Raw genomic sequence first — 16,213 nt, forward strand, 5'->3', positions numbered from 1 at the left:
ATTAAAATGACCCCAAAGCCTAAAATTCCCAAAGCCATGACCAAAAAAATCAGAATCCTCAGCCTTGATGGCGGAGGTATCCGAGGCATCATCACCTGCGTCATCCTTAAATACATCGAAGAACAGCTCCAGAAACTGGATCATCCTAACGCAAAGATTGGCGACTACTTTGATCTCGTTGCCGGAACCAGTACAGGGGGTATCCTAACCTCTGTATTATTGTTCCCCGATAACGACAAAAAAGCGAAATACTCCGTAGAAACCGCCCTCGACCTCTATGCCAAGCATGGCGAGACCATCTTTAATGTTTCCTTTTGGCAGCACATCATCAATCCGTTCGGACTTTTCAGCGAAAAGATTTCACAGCACGGCCTGGAGAAGCAACTAAACGAAGTATTCGGCAACCTGCAGCTCAAGAATTTTATAAAGCCAAGCCTCATCACCTCCTATGATATCTTTCACCGGAAGGCAAAATTCTTTACCAGCCACGAGGCCCATTCAAGCCTTGAAGATTTTTATGTAAAGGATGTTTGCAGAGCTACTTCTGCGGCTCCCACGTATTTTGAACCAGCCAAGATAAAATCACTCTACGGCCAGGAATTTACTCTTATCGATGGCGGTGTCTATGCTAATAACCCTACTTTATGTGCTTACGCAGAAGCGCGAAAAATTGAGTTTTCAAAAGTACTCAACGATCCATTGAAAAGAGATTTTCCAAAAATTTCTGATATGGTCATCATCTCCATAGGAACAGGCGAAGTACTAAAACCCTATACTTTCCGACAATTCGAAAAGGCCGGAAAAGTAAAATGGATTCAACCATTGATAGATATTCTGCTTTCAGCAAATGTCGAAACAACGGATTATCACATCAGAAAAATGTACGAAACTTTAGGTTCAAGAAATGCCAAGAATTATCACCGTTTGATGCCTTCGCTAAAAAATGCTTCCCCAGAAATGGACGATGTTTCATCAAAAAACATCTACGAACTCATTCAGGCCGGTTTAGCTTATGTAGATCAACACCGAAACGAATTGAACGATATCGCGAAAAAACTCATCAAGCACGCCTAAAATTCTATTTCGAATTTATGGAATAGAATTTGTAGTTTTGCCTTCATAAATCAAAACCTATGAAACTCTTCAAAACCCTTATCGTATTCTGTTTTTTAAGTTTTTCCATAACAGAAGCCTCCGCCCAGATCTATCGTTTTAAAGCCGAAAGCTACGGTGTTGTAGAAAAGAAAGACAATGGAAATTGGGGCGAATGGAGCAAGTTTCAAGAAACAGCAGTCATCATTACCCTTGACGGAAAAAACGACAAGATTACTATAAATTCACAAGAAGTGCAGTATTACAAGATATTGGCCTACGGCGAAAAAGTAATCACCCAAGACGATGAAACAGTTCCCCTAAAATGCGCCGACCTAAACGGAAATCTTTGCACCATCTTGATCGTTACCCGTAAAAACCAGGATAACCGCAAGCAATTCTATATCAATTATCAAGACGTTAAGATTGTCTATAACGTTTATGATAATTAAAGCTGAAAAATAACGGATGCTTCGATATTCAAAGTATTAAAACCTGCATTTGAGTTTTGTAAACCCGCATTTGAAGTATGCCGAACATTGGGCCTAAGATCCAAGATAATATTTTTTGTCTTCAAGGAAAATCCAATACCAAATACATCCGAAAAAGCAAAACCTTTCGAAAGCCTCTCCGTTTCAGTATCGGTAAACATTGGCCCAACGCTTAGTAAAGCATAGATGCTGAAATTATCGGTAATAGGTTTTCTAACCACCAAGCCAACATTCAACACATATTCTCGGATGTTTTTCAGTTTTGTATAAGCTGCTCTTTTCGCTTCGAAATCAGGTTCGTCTGGAGTCACAAAATAAAGATTCAAAAGCTGGTGCGTAGCAAAATTGATTTCCGGCTGAAGCAATAATTCAAACCGAAAGTTTTGAGTGGTCTTGAATGTATAAAAGAACTGACCTTTTACATATCGATTGGTATAGGTGTAATCCGAGTTTTTGATTTCATTTCCAATTCCATAACCAAAACCCAATGCAATATTTTGTTTTTTTTCTTGAGAGAAAATCAAACAGGAGCTAACCAAAAAACAACATAAAAGTAATTTTCGAACCATAGGTGTTTTGAAAATTGATTGTTAAAGTTAAGAAATTGTTGCATAACTTTCACTCGCCCTGAAAAAGTTATTGTGCTTTTAGTTTTAATCTGAACCCCAACCTTTGTAACTTTGCCCGAAGCTTCATTGAGCCATGAATTTTAACTATCCAAAAGCTGAAAAGCTAAAAAGCCGTACTACGATAAATCTACTTTTTTCCGAAGGGAAATCGGTATCCAAATATCCGTTGCGGTTGGTGTATAGAAAGGCGGATTTGAATTATCATGTCAACAGCAAAATGGGTGTTTCGGTTTCCAAGAAGTATTTCAAGAAAGCCGTTGACCGGAATTATTTTAAAAGAGTTTTGCGCGAAACCTACCGCCTTAACAAACATTTGCTGATGGATAACCTGCCGGAGCCTTATGTTTTTATGTTTTTTTACCAAACAAAAGATCGTTTGCCCTACGACGAAATTAATACCAAAACCATTCAATTATTTGAGAAATTCTTGCTTCAAATAAAGAATCAAGAACAGGAATCTAAACAATAATCAAGTTTATGAACTCGTTTGAATGAGTATTGATTATTTATAGTTATTTTAGTGCGCTTTTACAATGTCATTACGTTAAGCTGTTTAGTTGTCATTCCGACGAAGGAGGAATCACATAAAGAAGCTCTATAAACTTGATTCAGATTATGTCATTTCGACGAAGGAGAAATGACAAAACTGGAGCAATTTATCCTTAACGATTGATTTTGCGCTTTTATACAGACGTTTAAAGAATACAACCCTTACTTATGCTTATTCATTTTAAAAAGAAATATATACTTCCCGTTGTTGCAACTGGCTTTCTATTTGTGGGAACCAGTTTCAAGGACGACTTTTTCGAGATTGCCAAACAGATTGAAATCTTTACGGAATTGTTCAAGACTGTCAATATGAACTATGTGGACCAGACCAATCCCGGCGAAATGATGGACAAGGCCATTAAGAGCATGCTGACCGATTTGGATCCTTACACAACCTATTTCAACGAGCAGGATGTTGTGAAATTTAAGATCAACAGCACAGGAGAATATACCGGAATTGGCGCCATCATCACCCGAAAGGAAGGGAAACTAATCATTAAGGAACCTTATAAAAATTATCCTGCGGACAAAGCTGGACTAAAAGCCGGTGACGAAATTATCCAGATTGGCGATGTGAATCTTAGCGATTTTAAAGAAGATGCTTCACAGCTTTTGAAAGGTGCCAAGAATGCAAAGATCGATATCAAATACATGCGACAAGGAAAGGTAAATGCAACACAACTTATCTTGGAAGAAGTAGATGTAAAAGCCGTTCCATTTTTTGGGAAAGTAGATGAAACTACAGGCTACATTGTGCTTTCGCAATTCAATCAAAAAGCTTCAACGGAAACCAAAGACGCTTTGGAGAAATTGAAAAAAGACGGTGCGCAAAGAATCATACTTGATTTAAGAGGAAATCCGGGCGGACTTTTGAACGAAGCCGTCAACATCTGTAATCTCTTTGTTCCGAAAAACGAAGTTATCGTAACCACAAAATCAAAAATCGACAAGCACAACAATACCTATAAGACTACAAGAGAACCAATTGATTTGGAGATTCCATTGATAGTTTTGGTCGATGGGAAAAGTGCGTCAGCATCAGAAATTGTGGCGGGTGCCTTGCAAGATTTGGACCGTGCGGTAGTAGTTGGAAGCAGAAGTTTCGGAAAAGGCTTAGTACAACGACCGATTGATTTGACATACGGAACCCAAGTGAAAGTAACTATTTCAAGATATTACACACCTTCCGGCAGATGCATCCAGGCTTTGGATTATTCTAAAAAAGATGCAAACGGAAAAGCTACAAGAACCGATCAGAAAAACTATACCGCTTTCAAAACCCGAAAAGGAAGAACTGTTTATGACGGCGGCGGAATTCTGCCAGACGTAGAGTTGGAGGAAACAAAATTAAGTGCCATCTCCGAATCACTTCAAAAAAACGACGGTATTTTTAATTTTGTAACGAGCTATTATTACAAGAATCCAAATCTGGGCGACAAGATTCCAACGCTTACAGATGCTGATTATTCGGCTTTCAAACAATTCTTAAAAGCAGAGAAATTCTCGTTTGATACCGAAACGGAAGTAGCCTTGAAAAAGACTTTGGAAATAGCCAAAAAAGAAAAATTAGACGAAGCCATTACAGCCGAATATCAGCAATTATTGACGGCGCTTCAAAAAAGCGAGGAATCGCAATTGAATAAATATCAAAAAGAAATCAAGAACTTGATTGTGGACGAAATTATACTTCGCTACCAATACAAGGAAGGATTGTATAATTATTACCTCAAGAACAATTCCGAAATTAAAAAAGCAGTCGGGATTCTGAACAATCCTGCGCAATACAATAAAATACTAGCAAAATAATGTTGAAGATTTTAAAATTCCTACCCTTGCTTATTTTTGGGTTTATGAGTGCACAGGAAGAAGTGGTGCATTCGGTTTATTTTGAATTTGATAAATTCAATTTAAAACCAAAACAATTGTCAGATGTTGTAGCCTTTATAAAAACTGCCGATTCCGCCAGAATTGAATCAATAGAGATATTTGGCTATTGCGATGATCGTGGCAAGGATGCCTATAACTTCAAGCTGTCTCAAAACAGGGCCAATACCATTCAGCAGGAATTTATCAAGAATGGCATCAAGAATAAAGTTATCGTTACAATAGAAGGGAAAGGTCGTATTTTGATTGATGATGACATCGTAGAGAATCTTCCAGAAGTGCGTTCTAAAAACCGAAGAGTGGATGTTGTATTGAATTTAAAGGAATTGCCAAAAATTCAGATTCCCGGCTATTTTCATAATACAATCGGCAAAAATCCTGTCGTTGGCGATCGTATTTATCTGGATAATTTGCTTTTTGAAAGAGGAAGCAGTGTGCTTACATTGAAATCGAAGAAAGAACTAGACAAAATGGCCAGACTTTTATTGAAACACAAGAACGTTGAGTTTGAGATTCAAGGACATGTTTGCTGTACGCCAAATTTTCAAAGAGAAGCGATTGACCGCCATACCAGAAAAAGAAAATTATCCCACAATAGAGCGGAAGCTGTTTTTAAATACCTGAAAGTAAAAAAGATACCTGAAAAAAGAATGACTTTTAAAGGCTACGGAAATACCGTTCCGCTAGGAAAAGGTCCAGAATATGATAGAAGGGTTGAGCTCTTGATTACAAAGATTTAATTTCGCAACATCTCAATATGCGGAATCCCATCTTCCAGATAGGTTTCGCCAACTACAACAAAACCGTGGCTTTCGTAGAACTTCTGCAAATACAATTGCGCCGAAATAGTGATTGGGCTTTCGCCAAAATGACGCGCAATGGCGGTAACTGATTCCCGGATCAAATCGTGTCCCCATTTTCTGTCGCGGTAATTGGCGTCAATCACGACTCTTCCTATGGAAGCATTTTCGAAATAGTCTCCAGGTTTGAAGATTCGTGTATAAGCAACAACCTTATTGTCGTATTCTCCAATTATATGAATTGCTTTTTGATCCTTGCCATCAATGTCCTGATAAACGCAGTTTTGCTCCACTACAAACACTTCACTCCTTAATTGCAATATTTGGTATAGCTCTTCTACAGAAAGTTCTTTAAACGTGCGTGTTTTAAATTGTATTCCCATTTGTTATTTTAAAAACTTTACTGATTTGATAATTGATTCGAGTTCGTGCATCAAATCGCGTTTGTCGGTTGATGGAGCATAACAGAAACCTTCAATGATGATGAACTCTCTTTTGTTTCTGTTTAAAATTGCATAATTGATAAAGGATCCCGACATATAATCGCCTTTCATTTCCCACGTTCCTTTGGTTTCATAAGTCCTTTTTCCGTCAAGGATTGTACTGAAGAAATAAGGTGAATACGATTCCTCCGTGATCATTCGGGTATTTGGGTTTTTTCCTTTGATGTGTTTTCCGCCAAAAGAATCACGCATTTCAATGATGTTCGTTACAACATCATCATCTTTCAAAATCGTCTTAAAAGGCACTTTATAAATCACCAAACTCGTGTTTCCACTGAGGATTTCCCTTTTCACCCAGACAAAGTTCCGCCTTGACATCACATATTTGTAAGTAGAAGGGATTTTCAAAGAAACTTTAAATTTGTCGCGGATTTTTTTATCATCCAGCAAAGATTGATTGATGATTTCCTGATTTTTCAGGATCTCCGTTTCCTTGAATTTATCTGCAATAGAGTCACCATGTTTCTCGATATGTGCAATAATTTCGGCTACATTGTTTCCTGAAATATGCACTACATTTTGAGGTTTTGCAAACTGATCTTTCTCAAACTTAAAAAAATTCCTCTCCTCTTTTTTGATGATGATTACGTTTCGGCTTATGGTTTTATAACCGTCCAGAATTTTCACCGGAAGCTGTGTAATCGTAAACAAAGGTTCCTCCTGAGTAAGTCCGTCAACAGGTGCCGCAAACTTTTTTCGGAGGCTGTCGCCCACTTCTCCATTCCATAACTGATCGCTGATTACGATAGACAAGGAATTGATTTTTCCAGTAGAAGGCGTGGCAGTTTTAGGTTTGTCATCCTTGCAGGAAAAAAGATTGATGCACATAAAAAACAATGTCAGAGCACCTAATTTTCTTAGGTTGAGAAAGGCCAAACGTGCTTTGATTTTTTGTATCATCTTTAAAGTAGGACGGAATAAAACTTAAATTCCTTATATGATCCAAGAACCATATAAGGAATTCAATTGTGTTGATAAAAGTACTTATTTTAAAATAAGCCTACTATAAATCTTGGGTTTTTCCGCTGATTTTTAATTTCATTCCCGGTTTCAATTCGTTACCGCTAATACCGTTCCATTTTTTAATATCAGAAACCGTGATGCCCGGATATTTTTGAGCAATCTTGAACAACGAGTCACCTTTTTGAACCAAGTAAAGCGAGTTCTTTGTAGATGATTTAGCAGATGCAATTACTTCTTCATTAGATGGTTTGTTGCTTTCTTTTAGGATCAAAAGTTTTGCACCCAGTTGCACATTATTGTCTTTCAAATCATTCCATTCTTGGATTTCAGCAATTGTAACGTTTTGCTTCTTGGCAATATTTCCAAGGTTGTCTCCTTTTTGAACGATATAATAATTAGAAACCTTTGCTGGTGATTTCTCTTTCAAGTCCGCGATTTCAACATTTTCACCTTTGATTATTTTAAGTTTCGTATCCAACATGACGTTGGTGTCCTCCATATTGTTCAGCTCCTTCAACTCCGCAACGGTAACACCAAATCTTTTGGCAATGCTGTTCAGGTTATCGCCTTTCTGAACCGTATAGTATTCTGTAGGAACGGTTGGCTCTGGTTTTTCATTATTCGAAGCAATCGCCGTATTTTCTTCTTTATCGGCCAAAGGTTTCACTTCTGTAGGAAGCGTTTTTATCTTTTCAGAAGTAACAATCTTTAGTTTCTTTCCATACCCAATGCTGTTTCCTCTCAAATTGTTCCAGCTTTTTAGTTCCGCAACAGTAACACCATATTTGTTTGAAATCACACCAAGGCTTTCTCCTCTTCTTACCGTATGGAATTTTGTCTTGCTCTTGTAACCATTAGAAGCTATAGCTTTGGAAGTAGTAGTGTCTTTTCTAGAAGCCCATCTGCTCACTTCAGGAAGTTCTCTTTTTTGTGATTGATAGTCCACATAAGCATAAATCTTGTCTTCGTTTGAAGTAAAAATCCCCACTTTATCCTTCGGAAGTCTCAAGAAATGAGGCTTATTTGAATAAACCGGAACCACATTCATTTTATACGAAGGATTCAAAAGCTGCAATTGCGAAACAGGGATATCTACCAAGTCAGAAATCTGCTTGAAAGACATTTGTTTTTTAATCATGATCGTATCCGTTTCAAAATGCTTTACGATGGCCCTGTTCGGTACAATTCCGTGTTCTTTATGGTATTCATAAATATACATCGTGGCCAAGAAAGCCGGTACATACGCTTGAGTTTCCTTTGGAAGATAATTCTTGATGTTCCAGAAATTCTGCTTTCCGCCCGATCTTCTGATGGCTTTTGCAACGTTTCCGGCACCCGAATTGTAGGAGGCCAAAACCAATTCCCAGTCACCAAAAATACGGTGCATGTTTACCATATATTGTGCCGCGGCTTCGCTCGATTTCAAGATATCGCTTCTTTCATCCACATACGAATCCACATTCAAATTGTACTCTTTTCCAGTTTGCAACATAAATTGCCAAAGTCCGGTAGCACCTACTCTTGAAACCGCTTTCGGGTTCAAAGCCGATTCAACGATAGCAAGGTATTTGATTTCCAATGGCACATTTTTTCTAGCCAAAGCCTCTTCAAAAACTGGAAAGTAGTATTCTGACAATGCCATTTGTCTAGCAAAAGCCGTCTTTCTGTTTTTCAGGAACGATTTGATGAGGTTTTCCAATCCAGGATTGTACTCGATGTTGAAAGGAGAGCGAGCATCCATTTCTTTCAAACGCTCTTTCAGCAATTCAGTTGACAATTCAGGATAATCTACTTTTTCGTCCAGGTTTACACCTTTAATAAAAGTCGATAAATCGGCATAAATGTCTTGATCGGTAAGCTCCTTCATCCAAAGGCTGTCAACACAAGCCGCAATTTCGTCGTGAACGAAGGTTGCTTTAATGGAATCCAGATAGGAAAGTTTTATTTCAGGAATAAGGCTTGCTTCTGTTTTGATCGTGTCTTGTGCAAAAGCTGCTCCAGAACACATTAAAAGAAGCGGTAAAAGTCTTTTTCTTATAATCATACTTTACGTTTTTTGTTTCCTCAGGACGATAATCGTGCCAAAAAGGAAATTCTAATTCGTTATTATTTTTAAGTTAAAAAGAGTGCAGATTGGGGGTGTGTTTTTTCAATTCACTATCATTCAATCAATTGCATCATAATGCAAACATAACAATCTTATAACAAAAACTACTAATGTTATAACTTAAAAATTTCGTAAATATTGTTAATTGTGATTTGACTAGTCCAAAATAGCAGCAATTCCTGGCAATGTTTTTCCTTCCAGCATTTCCAGCATTGCCCCGCCACCAGTGGAAACGTAGCTCATTTTGTCTTCTAAACCGAACTGTTTTACGGCCGCAACAGAATCTCCACCGCCAACAAGTGAAAAAGCACCTTTTTCCGTTGACTCGGCAATGTAATTACCTAATTCAATCGTGCCTTTTGCAAAATTTTCCATTTCGAAAACACCTAGAGGACCGTTCCAAAGGATGGTTTTTGATTCCAAGATTACCTTTTTAAAGTTCTCCAACGATTTTGGGCCTGCATCCAAACCTTGCCATCCGTCAGGAATTTTATTTACATCCACAACCTGTGTTTCGGCATCGTTAGAGAAAGCGTTTGCCGCCACAACATCAACCGGGATATGAATTTGTACATTCTTTTCTTTTGCCAATCTCAGGATTTCAAGGGCAAGATCCTGCTTGTCGTCTTCGCAGATGGAATCTCCAATTTTACCGCCTTGTGCTTTCACGAAAGTAAACGTCATTCCACCACCGATGATCATGTGATCCACCTTATCTAGGATGTTCTCGATCACGGTGATTTTAGACGATACTTTTGATCCTCCCAAAACTGCCGTTACCGGTTTTTCAGAATCTTTCAAAACCTTGTTCAAGCTTTCGATTTCTTTTGCCAATAGGGTTCCGAAGCATTTGTCGTTCGGGAAAAATTGAGCGATTATAGTAGTAGAAGCGTGAGCTCTGTGGGCCGTTCCGAAGGCATCGTTTACATAGATGTCTCCAAGTGAAGCCAATTCTTTTGCAAAATCAACATCTCCTGCTTCTTCTTCTTTGTAGAAACGAAGGTTTTCCAACAATAAAACTTCTCCTGCTTTTAATTCTTCCGAAGCTTTTTTGGCCACTTCTCCTCTGCAATCTTCGGCGAATTTCACCTCAACGCCTAGGATTTCTGAGGCTTTCTTTACAATATGTTTCAATGAATATTTGTCTTCTTTTCCTTTTGGTCTTCCAAGGTGCGACATCAAGATTACGCTTCCGCCATCGGCAATGATCTTGTCAATCGTTGGTTTTGCGGCTTCGATGCGGGTGGCATCGGTTACTTTGAAATTTTCGTCCAAAGGCACGTTGAAATCTACACGAATTACTGCTTTTTTATCCTTGAAGTTGAAGTCCTGAAGTGTTTTCATTCTATTGTTTTTTAGTTAATTGTATTAAGGAAAAACAAATATAGCTTTTTTAGGGCAGTGATAAATTACGGAAAGTGCAAAAAAGTGTTTTTGTTTTTACGAAAACGATATAATTGGGTTGTCGGTTGTCGGTTGTCAGTTGTCGGTTGAGGGTTGAGGGTGTTTTGAGGATGGGTGCGTGCTTTTCGCGAAAGCGGCAGAAACGTTGGGAATGTATTGATTTGTTTTATGGAAGTTGATAGAGCTTCACGGATTACTTTTCTTTTGAAACTATTGGACTATTGCACGTTTCTTATAACCCAAAGTGAGTTTCGTTGACCCGAGTGGCTGTTTCACTCTAGAGAATGACGCTCAACCTCTAGAGAATGATGCTCGGCATCTAGAGATTGTATATAAACATCTAGAGAATGAATATAGACATATAGAGATTGTAGTTAAAGATATAGAGAATGACTATAAGCATCTAGAGAATGTAGTAAGTACTCTAGAGAATGATACTAAACATCTAGAGAATAACATAAAGGAGTGGGTGAAGGGATAGTAGAACTGTGCTTCGGTCCTGCGGTTACGCTTCGGGAATAGTGCGTATCATTGGAGATACTTCAATTTTGAAGGGAATAATTAGGGATTATAAAAAAATGATTCCCCGAAATTGAACACTCCCTAAAAGTATCTTAAGAAAATAATAATGACGGTAAAGGCTGGATTTTATTGATTAAATTTAGTTTCTAAAACAAAATCACGCTATGATTATTTCTAGAAACCTCAAGTGGCGACACATTATTTATTATACCCGATTCAAACTGCTGTACTTTGTGGCGCTTTCGGTATCGGTTTTTGTCCTTCATGAAATTTTTGACATCCGGGAGCTCAGTATTCCGTTTAATGCGGTGGCTACGCTGAGCACGGCCTTGGCGATCTATCTGGGTTTTAAAAACAACAATGCCTACGAACGCTGGTGGGAAGCCCGTAAGATATGGGGGTTGATTGTCAATTACAGCCGGGCATGGGCAAGGGAGGTGCTGACGATGATTTTGTCGAATGGCGAAAAGAATGAAGAAAGGGAGTCGCTCCAGGCGCGATTATTATACCGTCATATTGCTTTTGTGAATGCCTTGCGGGTGTTTCTGCGTCAGAAATACGACTACAACGACACGAACATCAAGGAGATAGTGGAGGCGAAGAACGGCTATGGCGAGGTGAAGAAGTTTCTTGACGATGCCGAGTTCTATGAAATGCTGACCAAGAAAAACCCGCCGAACCATTTACTGAAATTGCAAGGCGACGATTTGAAAACAGCCTTTGAAAACGGCTGGCTGACGGATTTCAGGTTTGTAAAACTGAGCGAAACCTTGACGGAATTCAACAACCACCAAGGCATGAGCGAACGCATCAAGAATACACCATTGCCAAGGCCTTACAGCTTTTTCTCAAGGGTTTTCGTGACGATTCACGGAACGTTGATTCCGTTTGCGTTTATACAGGAGCTGGGCTGGCTGAATATCCCGCTTTCGATTGTGATTAATTTTGTATTCCTGGCCTTGGATTATGTGGGCGAAAGAACCGAAGACCCGTTTGAAAACCGTATGGACGACGCGCCACTGAGTTCCATCAGCTTGACGATTGAGGAAAATGTAAAGGAAATGTATGGGGATGTCAACATGCCTGTGAGGCCGAAATCGGAGATGGGGGTTGTGATGTAGAGGGTTGAGTGTAGAAGGTTGAGGGTTGAAGATGGAAGATGGAATTTGAATAGAAAAAAGCCATGGATTTTCATGGCTTTTTTCTATGTTATTTCTTGGCGAGTAGCTCCGTTAATATTTTTGCTGTTTCAGGCGAAGACGGTCTTGGAGCATCTGCATCTAGAATTTCGCCGTTCCTTCCGATGAGTATAAAGCGTGGAATACCTTCTATTTTGAAATGCCTGATCCATGCCGATTTCCAATCGCTGTCGGCGAGCAGCTGGATGCCTTTGAGTTCTTTTTCTGAAACAAATTTCGCCCACTTGTCGTGGTTTTTCAATTCGTCTATGGAGATGCTCACGAACTCGATGTTGTGGTTTTTAAACTCTTCTTCGAGTTTTTTCAGATGCGGAATTTCGGTTCTGCACGGTCCGCACCAAGTCGCCCAGATGTCGATGTAGAGTATTTTTCCTTTGAGGTCACTCAATTTTGTCTTTCCGCCTTTGTGGTTTTCAAAATCGAATTCTGGTGCCTGGGTATTTTTTAATACCGAGAGACCGTTTTCTTTTGCCTTGACGGCTATCAAATCGGCCATGATGCGTTGGTTTTCTTTTTCGTATTCGGCAATCATCAGGGGCGTAAAATCTTTTTCATATTGGCCGGAAGCCAAAAGGGATTTTGCATCCGAAAGACGTTTGTTCAAGATGTTTTGCAGTGTATTCTCGTCTGGAAGTTGGCTGCCAAAGCTTTGCCTGATTTTGCCGTCGTTGACTTTTTTCTGCAACAGATAGTTGTTTTCGGCGGCGCCATTTCCCGAAAAGGCAAGTGTGGATTCGAATTGTTTTCCATCAGCCGTGATCTTCAGGTCGAAGCCTTCGCTACAATACAGTTGGGCAAATTTTGCACCATCAAAAAGCTGATAAAACCCTTTTGGTGCCTCGAAGTTGCCCGAGAATTTCCCGTTTTTGCCTTTGAGCGTGGTTTTAAATTCCTTGTTGTGAATGACGATCGAATCTGAATTTGGGTTTTTGATTTCGATGTGTAGCTGTATTGCTTTTGTTTGTGCGAAAGTGGCAAAGGTGGCGAACAGGGCTAGAAAAATGATTTTGTTCATTGTGTAAGGGTGATTGATGGAGTAAAGATAGGTGATTTGTAAATTTTTTTGTGGATACAGAGTACGAATCAGTGGCATTTGAAAAACTATTCTGGAGGCAACAGATCGTCATTAAGAAACCAATTCTGCATTTTTTGCGAAATTCCTAAAGCTGACATAAACTTTGTTGTTGCTTCTAAATCCATATATTCGATATCTTGGTCATCAAAACTTTGCCCAACTTTTACATAAGCCATATAATCGAAAGTTTCATTATACCCTCTATATCCAGTCGTTATGTAAGATCTTTGTTCGTCGTTACATTCGGGTCCATTTAAATAGTAAGTTTTATTAACAACTCTATGATGAGGATCCTTGATAGGAAGCGTTGGATCAATCATTTCATAAGAAATATTATCGACATTTGAATTATAAAGCCATTTAATAATGGATGATTGAAGTTCTAATTTTCCTAACTCTAAATTTTTAAAATATGCACATTCTTTTTCTATTAAATATGCTCCATAAATTTCTCTTTCTCTTATGTAAAGCGAATCAATAGAATTTATGTTGTCATAGACTGACACGATTTCGATTTCGTCTTCATCTTTTTCTTTATAGTAAAGAACACTCTCAACCTTCGAATCTAATTTTGACTCTCTTATTTTTAATAAACCATTTAGGTCAATAAAATCTTTATAATGTGATCCTAAAGCTTGATGTTCAGTTATAATCTTCTTATCAAAATTCCTATATTGTACCAACATTGTATTGTGCTTTTTATTCAAAAGAATATTCTATGAAAAACAAATCTACTAAAATAATTTCCGCACCCTAAATCATTTCAATTATATTTGAGGAAGCCTTAAAAATCATCTCATGAAAACCGAAAAAGAAAAAATGCTGGCAGGAGAATTGTACCTCGCTAATGATAAAGAACTATCTGCAGAAAGAATCCGTGCCAAGAAATTGCTCCATAAAATAAACGTGACGGAATACTGGATGAACAAAAACACCCGCAAGCTCATTGCCGAATTGATTCCGAACAGCAAAGGAGTGGTGCATCTTGAACCGCCTTTTCATTGTGATTATGGCTACAACATTGAGTGTGGCGAAAACGTGTATTTCAATGTGAACTGCGTGGTGCTCGATACGATGAAAATCAGCATCGGTACGAATGTAATGTTTGGTCCGGGAGCTCATATCTATACAGCTTCGCATCCGTTGGACATTGAAACCCGTCGTGTCTTGGAACTTTCAAAGCCGGTCGTTATCGGCGATGATTGCTGGATTGGCGGGAACTCGGTTATTTGTCCGGGTGTGACCATAGGCAATGGCTGTGTGATTGGTGCTGGTTCGGTGGTTACGAAGGATATTCCGGCGAATTCATTGGCTGTGGGCAATCCTGCGAAGGTGATTAGGAAGCTCAACGAGCAGTAACTTAGCAACTAAGTGCCTCAGTAACTAAGCGACTATATCTCCATAAAATTAAATATCTTTGCCCTATGCAGTTTTCAGAAATATTAGGACAAGAATACATCAAGAGCCATCTGACCAAGAGTGCGGCTTCGGGAAGGATTCCGCATGCACAGCTTTTTATTGGCCCGGAAGGGAGCGGTACTTTGCCGATGGCGATTGCCTATGCGCAATATATTTTGTGCAACAATCAAGGCAGTGAGAATGAAGGTGGCAACGAGAGCTGTAACTTGAAATTTGAAAGCATTTCACATCCTGATCTGCATTTTATATACCCAACGGTAACGACCGACAGCGTAAAAACCAAACCCAAAAGTATCGACTTCCTCACAGAATGGAGGGCTTTTATTCAGGAACATCCGTATGGAGGCTTGTTTGATTGGTATAGGACGCTGGGAGTCCAGAACAAGCAAGGGGAAATCCGAGTGGAAGATGCAGAATCGATCCTTAAATCATTGGCATTGAAGTCCTACGAAGGCGGTTATAAAGTGATCATTATTTGGATGGCCGACAAGATGAACATTGCTTCCTCGAACAAACTTTTGAAATTGCTAGAAGAACCAACTGACAAGACGTTATTCCTCTTGATTTCTGAAAACGAAGAAGACATCATCCAAACGATTCGTTCGCGTTGTCAGGTGTTGCATTTTAATGGTTTGAACGAAAATGTGATTGCCCAGGCGTTGGTTACGAGAGAAAACATCGACCCAAGAACGGCCAAGAAAGTGGCGCATCAGGCTCAGGGAAATTTCAACAAGGCGATGCACCTCTTGCACGAAGACGGTGAGGAATTGCCGTTTGAAGAATGGTTTGTATTGTGGGTTCGTGCGGCTTTTAGGGCTAAGGGGAATGCGGCGGCCATCAACGACTTGATTCAATGGAGTGAGCAGATTGCAACCTTGGGAAGGGAAACACAGAAAAAGTTTTTGCAGTTTTGTATCGATATGTTTCGTCAGGCCTTGCTGTTGAATTACCAGACGACAAGCTTGGTATATATGGAGCCAAAGGTGGAGAAATTCAAGCTCGAAAATTTTGCTCCGTTTGTAAACGGGAACAACATCAACGATATCTTCAAGGAACTTTCGGATGCTATCTACCACATCGAACGAAACGGAAATGCGAAGATCATCCTGACCGATTTGTCTATAAAACTCACACGTTTAATTCATAAAAAATAAAACTATGTTCAACATTGCCACGATTTTAGTATTGGTTCTTTTAGCTGTAACGTTCATCCAATCGGCCTACGACAAAACGATGTATTGGAAAGATAATTTGGATTGGTTGAAAGGTCATTTCGCAAAAACTCCTATTCGAAATATGGTTCCTTTTTCGTTGTTTCTGATTTTGGTTTTAGAATTGGTTTCGGGAATTTTGTGTATCTCAGGCTGTATCGAATTACTCATCAGTAACGGAAGAACCTTCGGACTTTATGGTGCTATTTTTTCGTGTATCACCTTAATCTTTTTACTGGTTGGACAACGAATGGCAAAGGATTATGATGGAGCCAGAACGATTGTAATTTATTTTATTCCGGCTGTTATGGCTTGTTATTGGTTGAGTTGAATCTTCGATTCATAAAACAAAACAGATATAAAAA

The 16,213-nt window shown here is 39.0% G+C and carries 16 protein-coding genes; 9 read left to right on the forward strand and 7 right to left on the reverse strand.

Translation table 11 applies throughout. The features are described from left to right. Positions 1–36: 36 nt before the first annotated feature. Together ACI6PS_RS10760 and ACI6PS_RS10765 are read left to right on the forward strand one after the other, a co-directional pair. On the forward strand, positions 37–1,074 hold the full coding sequence (locus ACI6PS_RS10760; protein ID WP_421012572.1) for a patatin-like phospholipase family protein: 1,038 nt from the start codon (positions 37–39) through the stop codon (positions 1,072–1,074). Between the two features lie 59 nt (positions 1,075–1,133). After that, a complete protein-coding gene (locus ACI6PS_RS10765) occupies positions 1,134–1,544 on the forward strand; it encodes a hypothetical protein (RefSeq protein ID WP_421012573.1) in 411 nt (136 codons plus the stop codon). On the opposite strand, the gene ACI6PS_RS10770 is transcribed toward ACI6PS_RS10765, so the two are convergent. Continuing rightward, positions 1,541–2,152, reverse strand: coding sequence for an acyloxyacyl hydrolase (locus ACI6PS_RS10770; protein ID WP_421012574.1), 612 nt, complete (start codon positions 2,150–2,152; stop codon positions 1,541–1,543). The genes ACI6PS_RS10765 and ACI6PS_RS10770 overlap by 4 nt on opposite strands. Positions 2,153–2,285: 133 nt before the next feature. On the opposite strand from ACI6PS_RS10770, the gene rnpA reads away from it, so the two are divergent. The 3 genes from rnpA to ACI6PS_RS10785 all read left to right on the forward strand — a co-directional run bounded on the left by rnpA (position 2,286) and on the right by ACI6PS_RS10785 (position 5,385). Further along, positions 2,286–2,681: a ribonuclease P protein component gene (gene rnpA / locus ACI6PS_RS10775; RefSeq protein ID WP_421012575.1), complete on the forward strand. Its 396-nt coding sequence runs from the start codon at positions 2,286–2,288 to the stop codon at positions 2,679–2,681. Between the two features lie 248 nt (positions 2,682–2,929). After that, positions 2,930–4,567: a S41 family peptidase gene (locus tag ACI6PS_RS10780; protein WP_421012576.1), complete on the forward strand. Its 1,638-nt coding sequence runs from the start codon at positions 2,930–2,932 to the stop codon at positions 4,565–4,567. Beyond that, a complete protein-coding gene (locus ACI6PS_RS10785; protein WP_421012577.1) occupies positions 4,567–5,385 on the forward strand; it encodes an OmpA family protein in 819 nt (272 codons plus the stop codon). The genes ACI6PS_RS10780 and ACI6PS_RS10785 overlap by 1 nt, the downstream gene beginning before the upstream one ends. Here the strand turns inward: ACI6PS_RS10785 and ACI6PS_RS10790 are convergent. From ACI6PS_RS10790 to ACI6PS_RS10805, 4 genes are all read right to left on the reverse strand, one after another. Continuing rightward, positions 5,382–5,828 (reverse strand): GNAT family N-acetyltransferase, encoded by a 447-nt coding sequence (locus ACI6PS_RS10790; protein WP_421012578.1) that lies wholly within the window; start codon positions 5,826–5,828, stop codon positions 5,382–5,384. The genes ACI6PS_RS10785 and ACI6PS_RS10790 overlap by 4 nt on opposite strands. Positions 5,829–5,831: 3 nt before the next feature. Next, positions 5,832–6,848 carry a DUF4837 family protein gene (locus tag ACI6PS_RS10795; protein ID WP_421012579.1) on the reverse strand — a complete coding sequence of 339 codons (1,017 nt, stop codon included), beginning with the start codon at positions 6,846–6,848 and terminating at the stop codon, positions 5,832–5,834. A gap of 103 nt (positions 6,849–6,951) precedes the next feature. Beyond that, positions 6,952–8,955, reverse strand: a complete 2,004-nt coding sequence (locus ACI6PS_RS10800) for a LysM peptidoglycan-binding domain-containing protein (RefSeq protein ID WP_421012580.1) — start codon at positions 8,953–8,955, stop codon at positions 6,952–6,954. 219 nt (positions 8,956–9,174) lie between these two features. Then, entirely contained in the window at positions 9,175–10,362 is a 1,188-nt protein-coding gene (locus ACI6PS_RS10805) for a phosphoglycerate kinase (RefSeq protein ID WP_421012581.1), read from the reverse strand. Positions 10,363–11,108: 746 nt separating this feature from the next. Here ACI6PS_RS10805 and ACI6PS_RS10810 point away from each other — a divergent pair. Continuing rightward, a complete protein-coding gene (locus ACI6PS_RS10810; RefSeq protein ID WP_421012582.1) occupies positions 11,109–12,065 on the forward strand; it encodes a bestrophin family protein in 957 nt (318 codons plus the stop codon). 88 nt (positions 12,066–12,153) lie between these two features. On the opposite strand, the gene ACI6PS_RS10815 is transcribed toward ACI6PS_RS10810, so the two are convergent. Then, complete coding sequence (locus ACI6PS_RS10815; protein ID WP_421012583.1) at positions 12,154–13,158, reverse strand: TlpA family protein disulfide reductase; 1,005 nt, start codon at positions 13,156–13,158, stop codon at positions 12,154–12,156. Positions 13,159–13,244: 86 nt separating this feature from the next. Continuing rightward, complete coding sequence (locus ACI6PS_RS10820; RefSeq protein ID WP_421012584.1) at positions 13,245–13,904, reverse strand: hypothetical protein; 660 nt, start codon at positions 13,902–13,904, stop codon at positions 13,245–13,247. Positions 13,905–14,016: 112 nt separating this feature from the next. On the opposite strand from ACI6PS_RS10820, the gene ACI6PS_RS10825 reads away from it, so the two are divergent. From ACI6PS_RS10825 to ACI6PS_RS10835, 3 genes are all read left to right on the forward strand, one after another. Next, positions 14,017–14,577: a sugar O-acetyltransferase gene (locus ACI6PS_RS10825; RefSeq protein WP_421012585.1), complete on the forward strand. Its 561-nt coding sequence runs from the start codon at positions 14,017–14,019 to the stop codon at positions 14,575–14,577. 65 nt (positions 14,578–14,642) lie between these two features. Further along, positions 14,643–15,791, forward strand: coding sequence for an ATP-binding protein (locus ACI6PS_RS10830; protein ID WP_421012586.1), 1,149 nt, complete (start codon positions 14,643–14,645; stop codon positions 15,789–15,791). A 4-nt stretch (positions 15,792–15,795) separates the two neighbouring features. Next, positions 15,796–16,179, forward strand: a complete 384-nt coding sequence (locus ACI6PS_RS10835; RefSeq protein WP_421012587.1) for a DoxX family protein — start codon at positions 15,796–15,798, stop codon at positions 16,177–16,179. The last annotated feature ends 34 nt before the right edge of the window (positions 16,180–16,213 follow it).

It is taken from the genome of Flavobacterium sp. PLA-1-15 (assembly GCF_049060005.1).
Lineage (GTDB): Bacteria > Bacteroidota > Bacteroidia > Flavobacteriales > Flavobacteriaceae > Flavobacterium.